This window comes from Kitasatospora sp. NPDC058965, assembly GCF_042741245.1.
Lineage (GTDB): Bacteria > Actinomycetota > Actinomycetes > Streptomycetales > Streptomycetaceae > Kitasatospora.
On the sequence record NZ_JBHYKG010000283.1, the window covers coordinates 1 to 11,272 of the forward strand.

Here is an 11,272-nt window from a genome sequence, read left to right on the forward strand (position 1 = left end):
CCCCCCCCCCGGGGGGGGGGGGGGGCCCCGGGCCCCCCCCCGGGGGGGGCCCGGGGCCGGCCCCCGGCCCCGGGCCCCTGGGGTGGGCGGACGGTGGGTCAGACGGTGACGGGGGTCAGCTGCTGGATGATGCCGAGCCGGTCGGGCAGCACGTTGTAGCGGACCACCTTGCCGTCGCGGATGGTCAGGGTGGAGATGCTGCGGCCGCTGAAGGCGCGCCCGGTGCCGGGCACCCCGAAGACCGGGCCGACGTGCACGCCCTCGATCCGCCAGAAGGCGATCACCCGGTCCTCCTCCGCGACCAGGTCCTCGACGGTCGCCGTGACGCCCTGGACGGTCGACCAGAGCACCCGCAGGTGCTCGGCGAAGTCCTCGCGGGTGCCGCTGCCGCCGCGACCGACCACGGTCTCGTCGGCCGCGTCCTCGGCGACCAGTTCCGGCAGCAGGTCCAGCCGCTGACCGGTGACCAGCTCGTGGTAGTAGCGCTCGACCAGGGCCTTGTTCGCCTCGATGCTCATGTCTCTCCTCGGAAGGGGCGGGTACTCGTGAAGGGGTGGGTACTCGTGAAGGGGTGGGAACGGACGGGGGTCGGGTTCAGCGCGGCGGGACCGGCGGCGGCAGCAGGATGCCGCCGTTGGCGCTCAGCCCGCCGTCGACCGGGACGGTCACGCCGGTCACGTAGGAGGCGGCCGGCGAGGTGAGGAACCAGATCACCTCGGCGGGCTCGCTCGGGTCGGCCCACCTCCCGGCCGGGATCCGGCTGGTGATGAAGTCGGAGAAGTGCGGGTCGGCCACCTGACCGGCCGTCATCGCGGTCACGGTGCCGCCCGGGGCGATCGCGTTGACCCGGATGCCCTGCCCGGCGTAGTCGATCGCGGCGGCCCGGACCAGGTTGATCACCGCCGCCTTGGTGGCGTTGTAGCCCCAGGTGCCGGGGTCGCCGCGCAGGCCGGAGACCGAGGAGGTGGCCACGATCGCCCCGCCGCCGCAGGCGCGCAGCGCCGGCACCGCGGCCCGCAGGCCCAGCACCACTCCGCGCACGTTGACGGCGAAGAGCCGGTCGAACCGCTCCACCGCGCCCGGCGACTCCAGCGGTCCGGCGCCGCCGATCCCGGCGTTGAGCACGGCGGCGTCCAGCCGGCCGAACCGCTCCAGGGCGAGCGCGACCGCACGGGTGTTCGTCTCCTCCTCCGCCACGTCGCCTGCGAGCGTGGCCACGCCGGGAAAGCCGGCGAAGGCGTCCAGTCCCGCCTTGTCCACGTCCACCGCCACCACGCGGTGGCCGCGCTCGGCGTACAGCCGCACCGTGGCCGCGCCGATGCCCGACGCCGCTCCGGTGACCAGCACTACCGGGTCGACCATGCCTGCTCCTTCGTCTCGATCCAGTGGCGGAGGGTCTCCGCCGTTGTCGGGGTGTGCTGCTCCAGCACGGTGAAGTGGTCCCCGGGGATGTCCCGCACCTCGTGCGGCACCGGCCAGTAGGCGCGCCAGTCCTGACCGCCCGTCGGATCCACCACGGTGTGCCGCAGCGGGGTGTCGGCGCGCAGCGCGACGATCGGCGCGCGCAGCGGTCCCGGCTGCCAGCCCGCGAAGACGGTGTTGTAGGCGCCCATCGAGGTGAGGCTGGCGTCGCTCCAGACCATGTCGTACTGCGCGATCCGGTCGACCATCCCGGTGAGCATCGCGGTCAGCCACCAGTCCGCCATGCCCGCGCGCACCGCGCTGTCGATCGGGTAGGCGTCGATCAGCGCCAGCCCGGCCACCTCCCGGCCGCCGGCCTCCAGCCGCTCGGCCACCGCGTGCGCGACGCAGCCGCCCATCGACCGGCCCAGGACCACCACCGGCCGGTCGTCGCCGACCAGGTCGCGCACCGTCTCGGTGTGCAGGGTGAGGAAGACGTCGAGGTCGGCGGGCAGCAGGTCCGCCGGGTCCCAGCCGGGCGACGGGAGCACGAAGACGTCGCGGTCGCCCTGGAAGGCGTGGCCGAGCCGGGCGTACTCGTGCGGGCCCGAGATCGCGCTCAGCGCGGGGAAGGCCACCACGGCCACCGGGGCGTCGCCGGAGGCGAGCCGGATCGGCTTGCGGACGTGCGCCGCGCGCTCGTCCCGCGCGAACCGGCCGCGCAGGTGGGAGGCGACCCCGATCAGCGCCGAGGCCTCCGCGAAGCTGCCCTGGGCCGCCAGGCGGCGGTAGAGGGTGGCCAGCGGCTGGCTCGGGTCCTCGGCCGGCGCCCCGGTCCGCTCCGCGGCCTGCTCCGCGACCACCGGCCGGTCACCGAGCAACTCGTCCAGGTGCGCGGCGAGTCCGGTCGGATCCGGGTGGTCGAAGGTGACCGTGGGGGCCAGCCGCAGCCCGGTGGCGGCGGTCAGCCGGTTGCGCAGTTCGACGGCGGTGAGGGAGTCCAGCCCGAGGTCGTTGAACGGCCGGGCGGCCGGCACGGCGGCCGGCTCGGTGCCGAGCACGGCGGCCGCCTCGCCGCGGACCAGCTCCAGCAGGGCGGCGGTGCGCTCCGGCCCGGTCAGCCCCGCGATCCGGTGCAGCGGCGCACCGCCGGCCGGGTCGCCCGCGCCGCGGGCGGTGCGGCGGACGGCCGGGACGAGTGCGCGCAGCACCGGCGGCAGCGACGGGGCCGCCCGCAGCGTGGCCAGGTCGAGCGGAGCGGCGACCAGGTAGCCCGCGGCCACCCGCTCGGCCGCCGCCAGCAGCAGGGTGCCGCGCCGGGCGGACAGGGTGCGCAGGCCCGCCCGGGCGGCGCGGCGCTGGTCGGCCTCGCCGAGTCGGGCGGTGATCGCGCTGATCTCCGCCCACTGGCCCCAGGCCAGCGACTGGCCGGGCAGCCCGAGGGCGCGCCGGTGCTGGGCCAGGGCGTCCAGGTAGGTGTTGGCCGCCGCGTAGCTCGCCTGCCCCGGGCCGCCCAGCAGGGCCGCGACGGAGGAGTAGAGGACGAAGGCGGCCAGGTCGTGACCCCGCGTCAGCTCGTGCAGGTGGCGGGCGCCCTCGGCCTTGGGACGCCACACGGCGGCCAGCCGCTCGGGCGTCAGGGCCGTGACCACCCCGTCGTCCACCACGCCGGCCGTGTGCACCACCGCCGTCAGCGGGTGCGCGGCCGGGATCCGCTCCAGCGCCGCCGCCAGCGCCTCCCGGTCCGCGGCGTCCACCGCCTCGATCGTGACCGTGGCACCCAGCGCGGCCAGCTCCGCCTGCAACTCGGCGGCCCCCGGGGCGGCCGGGCCGCTGCGGGAGAGCAGCAGCAGATGGCCCACCGAGCGCTCGGCCACCAGGTGACGGGCCAACAGCGCACCCAGCGTCCCGGTGCCACCCGTGATCAGCACCGTGCCGTCCGGGTCCCACGGACGGCCGGCCCCGACCTCGGGCACCTGCGCCCGCACCAGGCGCGGCACGTGCACCCGGCCCTCGCGCAGCGCGAACTGCGGCTCACCGGTGGCCACCGCGGCCGCCAGCACCGCCCGCGAGGCAGGCGTGTCGTCACTGTCCACCAGCACCAACCGCCCCGGGTGCTCCGACTGCGCCGACCGCACCAGGCCCCACACCGGCGCCGCCGCAAGGTCCACGGCCTCCTCCGGGGCCACCGCCACCGCACGCCGGGTCAGCACGACCAGTCGGCCGTCCTCGCCCGAGAGCCAGTCCCGCAGGTGGGCCAGGTCGGCCGCCGACACGCCGTCGGCGCTCGGCTCGGGGCGCCACTGCGGCAGGCCCGTCTCCTGACGATGGCTCGGCACGGCGTGCTCCGGCCAGTCGAGGGCGAAGAGCGCGTCACGGTCGGCATCGGCCGGACTCGGCGCCAGCTGGTCCGCCGTCACCAAGCGTGCGTGCAGTGCCTCGACCGAGGCGACCGGCGCGCCGGACCCGTCGAAGGCCTCGACCGAGACCGTCTCCGCCCCGGTCCGCCGCAGCCGGACCCGGAGCGCCGTGGCGCCCGCGCCGAACAGCCGGACCCCGGTGTAGGCGAACGGCAGCCGGCTGCTGCCGGCGGGCGTGTCCGCCAGCGCGTCGTGCGCCGTGAGGTGGACGGCCGCGTCCAGCAGCGCCGGGTGCAGGCCGTACCTGGCGCCCTGCTCCTGCTGCTCGGCGGGCAGGGCCAGCTCGGCGTAGAAGGTGTCGCCGTCCCGCCAGGCCGCCCGGACCCCCTGGAAGGCGGGGCCGTACGCCAGTCCGGCGGCGGCCAGCTCCGGGTAGAGGTCCGCCGTGTCCAGCGGCCGGGCACCGGGAGGCGGCCAACTGCCCAGCGGGCGCGGCTCGACGGGGGCCGTGCGCTCGTCCAGCAGCGTGCCGCCGGCGTGCCGGGTCCACTCGCCGGTGTCGGGCCGGGAGTGGATGGCGACCAGGCGGGCGCCGGTGGCGTCGGCCTCGTGCACGGCGACCTGGAGCTGGACCGAGCCCTGCGCGGGCAGGGCCAGCGGGGTCTCCACCACCAGTTCGTCCAGGGTGCTCGCGCCGACCTCGTCGCCGGCCCGGATCGCCAGCTCCAGCAGCGCCGTGCCGGGCAGGATCGGGGTGCCCTGGACGGTGTGGTCGGCGAGCCACGGGTGGGTGGCGGTGGAGATCCGGCCGGTGAGCAGCGCGCCCTCGCCCTCGGGCAGGGTGACCACCGCGCCGAGCAGCGGGTGGTCCGGTGCGGACAGCCCGAGGCCGGCCGCGTCGGCGCTGCGCTGCGCGGGGTCCAGCCAGTAGCGGCGGCGCTGGAAGGGGTAGGTGGGCAGCTCGACCCGCGGGCGCCGGTCGCCGCCGAACAGCACCGGCCAGTCCACGTCGTGGCCCTGCACGTGGATGCGGGCCAGCGCGGTCAGCGCCGTCGTCAGCTCGTCCCGCTCCCGGCGCAGCACCGCCGCCGTCACCGGTGCCTCCAGCGCCGACCCGACCAGCCCCGCCAACGTCCCGTCCGGCCCCAGCTCCACGAACGTGCCCACACCCTCGGCGTCCAGCTCCGCGATCACGTCGCCGAACCGCACCGCCTCGCGCACCTGGCGCACCCAGTACTCCGGATCCGCCAACTCACCCGCGCCCGCGAGCCGGCCGGTCAGCCCCGACACCACCGGAATGACCGGCTCGCCGTAGGAGAGGCTCGCCGCCACCTCCCGGAACTGCGCCAGCATCCCGTCCATGTGGGCCGAGTGGAACGCATGACTGACCGTCAACCGCCGGGTCCGCCGGTCCGCGAACCGCGCCACCACCGCCGCCACCGCCTGCGCGTCACCGGAGACCACCACCGCCCGCGGCCCGTTCACCGCAGCAATCTCCGCCCCCGCCACCAGGACCGCCCGCACCTCCGCCTCGTCGGCCTGCACCGCCACCATCACCCCGCCCGACGGCAACGCCTCCATCAGCCGCCCGCGCGCCACCACCAACCGCGCCGCATCCGGCAACGACAGGACCCCCGCCACATGCGCGGCCGCCAGTTCACCGATCGAGTGCCCCGCCACGAAGTCCGGCCGCACACGCCACGACTCGAACAACCGGAACAGCGCCACCTCCACCGCGAACAGCGCCGGCTGCGCCCACCCCGTCCGGTCCAGATCCGCACCGGAGGCGATCACCTCGGCCACCGGCAACCCCAACTCCCGCACCACCGCGTCGAAGGCCGCCGCGAACACCGGCTCCACCGCGGACAACCCCGACCCCATCCCCACCCGCTGACTCCCCTGCCCCGAGAACAGGAACGCCAGCCGACCCGCCCGCTCCGCCGACCCGGTGATCACCTCGGGCCCGGACAGGTCGCGCAGCCCACCCGCGTCGCCCAGCACCACGGCCCGTTCCGGCAGGGCGGCGCGCCCCGTGACCAGCGCGTGCGCCACCGCCACCGGGTCCTCGTGCTCGGCCAGGTCGGCGATCCGCCCGGCCTGCTCCCGCAACGCCGCCGCCGACCGCGCCGAGACCACGAACGGCACCTGCCGGGGAGCTGTCAACTGCTCGGCCGGCTCCGGGTCCGGCGCCTCCTCGACGATCACGTGGGCGTTGGTGCCGCTCGCCCCGAAGGCCGAGACCCCGATCCGGCGCGGTCGTTCGCCCCGGACCAGCGGTCGGGCCTCGGTCAGCAGCTCCACCGCGCCGGTGGACCAGTCCACGAACGGGGTCGGCTCCTCGGCGTGCAGGGTGCGCGGCAGCACCCCGTGCCGCAGCGCCAGCACCGACTTGATCACCCCCGCCACCCCGGCCGCCGCCTGGGTGTGCCCGATGTTCGACTTCAACGAGCCCAGCAGCAGCGGGTGTTCAGCAGTGTGAGCGGCGCCGTAGGTGGCCAGCAGCGCCTGCGCCTCGATCGGGTCCCCCAACCGGGTCCCCGTCCCGTGCGCCTCCACCGCGTCCACCTCCCCCGCCGACAACCCCGCACTCGCCAACGCCTGCCGGATCACCCGCTGCTGCGCCGGACCGCTCGGCGCCGTCAAACCGTTCGACGCACCGTCCTGGTTCACCGCCGAACCCCGCACCACCGCCAGCACCTCATGACCCAACCGGCGCGCGTCCGACAACCGCTCCACCAGCAGCAGCCCCACCCCCTCGGCCCACCCCGTCCCGTCGGCGGCGGCCGCGAAGGCCTTGCACCGGCCGTCCGCCGACAGGCCGCGCTGCCGGGAGAACTCCACGAAGCCCTGGGGGGTGGCCATCACGCTCACCCCGCCGACCAGGGCGAGGTCCGACTCGCCGGAGCGCAGCGACTGCGCCGCCAGGTGCAGCGCCACCAGCGAGGACGAGCACGCCGTCTCCACCGTCACCGCCGGCCCCTCGAAGCCGAAGCTGTAGGAGATCCGCCCCGACGCCACGCTGTCCAGCCCGCCGATGCCCAGGTAGCCCTCCAACTCCCCCGGTGCGTCGTGCAGTCGGGGGGTGTAGTCGCTGCCGGCGATACCGGCGAAGACGGCCGTCCGGCTGCCGCGCAGGGCCAGCGGGTCGATCCCGGCCCGCTCGAAGGCCTCCCAGGCGGTCTCGAGCAGCAGCCGGTGCTGCGGGTCGGTGGCCAGCGCCTCGCGCCGTGAGACGCCGAAGAACTCCGCGTCGAACTCGGGTGTGGTGTCGAGGAATCCGCCGTGCCGGGTGTAGCTGGTGCCCGGCCGGTCGGGGTCCGGGTCGTACAGCGCGTCCAGGTCCCAACCGCGGTCGGTGGGGAACCCGGTGATCGCGTCGCGTCCGTCGGCGACCAGCTGCCACAGGTCGTCCGGGCCGGTCACCCCGCCGGGCAGCCGGCAGGCCATGCCCACGATCGCGATCGGCTCGCGTTTGGCGCTCTCCACCTCCTGCAGCCGCCGGTTGGCCTTCTGGGCGTCGGCCAGCGCGCGCTTGAGGTAGTCGCGGAGCTTCTGGTCGTTGGACATCGGTGCCTTTCGCGGATCGCACGGTGCGGATGTGTCGGATGTGCCGGGCCAGGTTCAGAAGGCCTCGGAGTTGCGCTCCACCAGGTCGAACAGCTCCTCGTCACTGGCGCTGTCCAGGTCGAGCTCGGGCTCCTCGGCCGGCGCCGGGCCCAGGCCCCAGCGGTCGACCAGGGCGCGCAGGCGGCGGGCCACCGTCTCCCGGTCCGGCCCCTCGGGCGCGGTGCCGGCCAGCGCCCGCTCCAGCGCGGCGAGCGATTCCAGCGCGCCGAGGTGGACCCGGTCGGACTCGCCCTGGGACGGGGCGAGTTCGGTCGCCAGCAGGGCGGCGAGGGCCTCCGGGTCGGGGTGGTCGAAGACCAGCGTGGCGGGCAGCTCCAGGCCGGTCGCGGCCACCACCCGGTTGCGCAGCTCGACGGCGGTCAGCGAGCTCAGTCCCAGGTCGCGGAAGGCCCGGTCGGGCGCCACCCCGGCGGGGTCGGCGTGCCCGAGCACCGCGGCCGCCTCCCGGCGGACCAGGTCGACCAGGACGGCCTGCCGCTGGGCCGGCGCCACGTCGGCCAGCCGCGCGACCCACGACGGCTGCCCGGCGTCCGCGCCGGGGGCCGGCGCGGCGACCGCGGCGGTCACGGTGCTGTTGGTGACCGTCGCGTCCAGCCAGTACCGCTGTCGTTGGAAGGCGTACCCGGGCAGCGCGACCCGGGCGGGCCGCTCGGCGCCGAACCGGCCGGCCCAGTCGACCGGCACCCCGCGCACCCACAGCTCGGCGGCGGAGAGCAGGAACCGGTCCGCACCGCCGTGGTCGCGCCGCAGCGTGCCCGCCACCACCGAGCGGCGCGCCGCCCCGACCTCCGCGAGCGTCTCCTGGATCGGCACCGTCAGCACGGCGTGCGGACTGACCTCCACGAAGACGGTGTGCCCGGTCTCCGCCAGCCGCCGGGTGGCCTCCTCGAACCGCACGGTCTCGCGCAGGTTGGCCACCCAGTAGGCGGCGTCCAGCTTCGCCGTCTCCTGCCAGTCGCCGGTCACCGTGGACAGCAGTGGCACCCGGCCGGGGCGCGGCTCGATCGGCGCCAGCAGGTCCAGCAGTTCCTCGCGCAGCTGGTCGACCTGGGGCGAGTGGGAGGCGTAGTCCACCGGGATCAGCCTGGCCCGGACCTGCTCGGCCTGGTACCCGGCGACCAGCTCGGCCAGGGCTCCCGGCTCCCCGGCCACCACGGTCGCGGACGGCCCGTTGACCACGGCGACCGAGATCCGGCCGGCCAGGCCCGCGATCCGCTCGCGCACCGCGGCCTCCGGCAGCGCGACCGAGGCCATCCCGCCCTGGCCGGCCAGCGCCAGGATCGCCCGACTGCGCAGCGCCACCACCCGGGCGCCGTCGGCCAGCGAGAGGCCGCCCGCCACCACGGCGGCGGCGATCTCGCCCTGGCTGTGGCCGACCACCGCGTCCGGCCGCACCCCGTGGGCCTGCCACAGCGCGGCCAGCGAGACCATCACCGCCCACAGCACGGGCTGCACCACGTCCACCCGGTCCAGGCCCGGCGCGCCCGGCTCACCGCGCAGCACCTCCAGCAGCGACCAGTCCGTGCACGGGGCCAGGGCCGCCGCGCACTCCCCGATCCGGCTCGCGAACTCCGGTGCGCTCTCCAGGAGTTCCACCGCCATACCGAGCCACTGGGTGCCCTGGCCGGGGAACACGAAGACGGTGCGGCCCACCTCGTCGGCCCGGCCGCGGACCAGCGCCGGATGCGGCTCGTCCAGGGCCAGGGCGCGCAGCCCCGCCGGATCGCCGACGGCCACCGCCCGCTCCTCCATCGCCCCGCGCGCGGTCGCCAGCGCGTGGGCCACCGCCGCCGGCTCCACCTCGCCGGCCAACAGCTCCACCAGTCGCCCGGCCTGGGCCCGGAGCGCCTCCGGCGAGCGGGCCGACACCAGGAACGGCAGGGATTGCGGCGCCGCCGGCTCGGTGGCGGCGGCCGGCTCGGCCGGTGCCTGCTCGATGATCACATGGGCGTTGGTGCCGGAGACCCCGAAGGAGGAGACCGCCGCCCGGCGCGGCCGGTCGAGCACCGGCCAGACCTGCGCTTCCGTCAGCAGGGCCACCTGCCCGGCCGACCAGTCCACGTGCGGGGTCGGCCGGTCCACGTGCAGGGTGCGCGGCAGCACCCCGTGCCGGATCGCCTGGACCATCTTGATCACTCCGGCCGCGCCGGCGGCCGCCTGGGTGTGCCCGATGTTGGACTTCAACGAGCCGAGCCAGAGCGGCTGGTCGCCGTGGCGCTGCCGGCCGTAGGTGGCCAGCAGGGCCTGCGCCTCGATCGGGTCGCCGAGCGTGGTGCCGGTACCGTGGCCCTCCACCGCGTCCACCTCGGCGGGCGACAGGCCCGCGTTGGCCAGCGCCTGGCGGATCACCCGCTGCTGGGCGGGTCCGCTGGGCGCGGTGAGTCCGTTGGACGCGCCGTCCTGGTTCACCGCCGAGCCGCGCAGCACGGCCAGCACCCGGTGGCCGTTGCGCCGGGCGTCGGCGAGCCGCTCGACCAGCAGCAGCCCGACGCCCTCGCCCCAGCCGGTCCCGTCGGCCGCCTCCGCGTACGCCTTGCAGCGTCCGTCGGTGGCGAGCGCCCGCTGCCGGGAGAACTCCACGAAGGTGGTCGGCGTCGACATCACCGCGACGCCGCCGGCCAGCGCCAGGTCGCACTCGCCCGCCCGCAGCGACTGGGCGGCCAGGTGCAGCGCCACCAGCGAGGAGGAGCAGGCGGTGTCCACGGTGACCGCCGGGCCCTCGAACCCGAAGGAGTAGGAGATCCGCCCGGAGGCCACGCTGCCCGCCGTGCCGTTGCCCAGCCAGCCCTCCAACTCGGCCGGCACCTCGCGCACCCGCGGCGCGTAGTCGTGGTACATCACACCGGCGAACACGCCGGTCCGACTGCCGCGCAGGCCCGCCGGGTCGATCCCGGCGCTCTCCAGCGCCTCCCAGCTGGTCTCCAGCAGCAACCGCTGCTGCGGGTCGGTGGCCAGCGCCTCGCGCGGCGAGATGCCGAAGAACGCGGCGTCGAACTCGGCCGCCTCGGTCAGGAAGCCGCCGTGCCGGGTGTACGAGGTGCCCGGGCGGTCCGGGTCCGGGTCGTACAGCGCGTCCAGGTCCCAACCGCGGTCGGTCGGGAACCCGGCGATCGCGTCCCGCCCGTCGGCGACCAACTGCCAGAGCTCTTCCGGCGAGTTGACCCCGCCCGGCAGGCGGCAGGCCATCCCGACGATGGCGATCGGCTCGTCGGCCCGCAGCGGTGCGGCCACCGGGCCCGGTGCCGGTGCCGGCTCCGACTCGGGTGCGGCGCTCAGCAGTTCGGCGTGCAGGTGGTCGGCGAGGGCCTCCGGGCTCGGGTGGTCGAAGACCAGGGTGGCGGGCAGCCGCAGGCCGGTCGCGCTGCCGATCCGGTTGCGCAGTTCGACGGCGGTGAGCGAGTCCAGCCCGAGCGCGGTGAACGAGCGCTGCACGGCGACCGCGTCCGGGGCGGTGCCGAGCACGGCCGACACCTCGGTGCGGACCAGCCGCAGCAGGCCGGCCCGGCGCTCCGCCGGGTCGGACAGGGCGGCCAACTGCTGGGCGAACGGGGTGCCGTCCGGCGCCCCGGGAGCCACGGGCCCGGCGGCGGCGCGGCGCGGCGGTCGGTCGCCGGCCGGGAGCAGCGCGCGCAGCAGCGGCGCCACGGGCTGCTTCCCCCGCAGCACGGCCAGGTCCAGTGGGGCCGGGACCAGGGCGGCCCGGTCGGTCGACCGCAGGGCCGCCTCGAACAGGGCCAGGCCTTCGGTGGAGGCGATCGGCCGGATCCCGAGCCGGGCCAGCCGGGCCAGGTCGTTCGCGCCGAGCCTGCCGGTGATCGCACTGGTCTCGGCCCACTGGCCCCAGGCCAGCGACTGGCCGGGCAGCCCGAGGGCGCGCCGGTGCT

At 76.5% G+C, this 11,272-nt stretch carries 3 protein-coding genes and 1 pseudogene; all 4 read right to left on the reverse strand.

Annotated features, from left to right (window positions below):
* Positions 1-98: 98 nt before the first annotated feature.
* On the reverse strand, positions 99-518 hold the full coding sequence (locus tag ACFW1A_RS32215; protein ID WP_380415162.1) for an ester cyclase: 420 nt from the start codon (positions 516-518) through the stop codon (positions 99-101).
* Positions 519-594: 76 nt separating this feature from the next.
* Entirely contained in the window at positions 595-1,362 is a 768-nt protein-coding gene (locus ACFW1A_RS32220) for an SDR family NAD(P)-dependent oxidoreductase (RefSeq protein WP_380415164.1), read from the reverse strand.
* Positions 1,347-7,310: pseudogene (locus ACFW1A_RS32225) on the reverse strand (SDR family NAD(P)-dependent oxidoreductase); the annotation flags it as partial. The pseudogene ACFW1A_RS32225 and the gene ACFW1A_RS32220, both read right to left, overlap by 16 nt.
* Positions 7,311-7,382: 72 nt before the next feature.
* Positions 7,383-11,272, reverse strand: a 3,890-nt coding sequence (locus ACFW1A_RS32230) for a beta-ketoacyl synthase N-terminal-like domain-containing protein (protein WP_380415166.1), incomplete at its 5' end; no start/stop codon positions are given.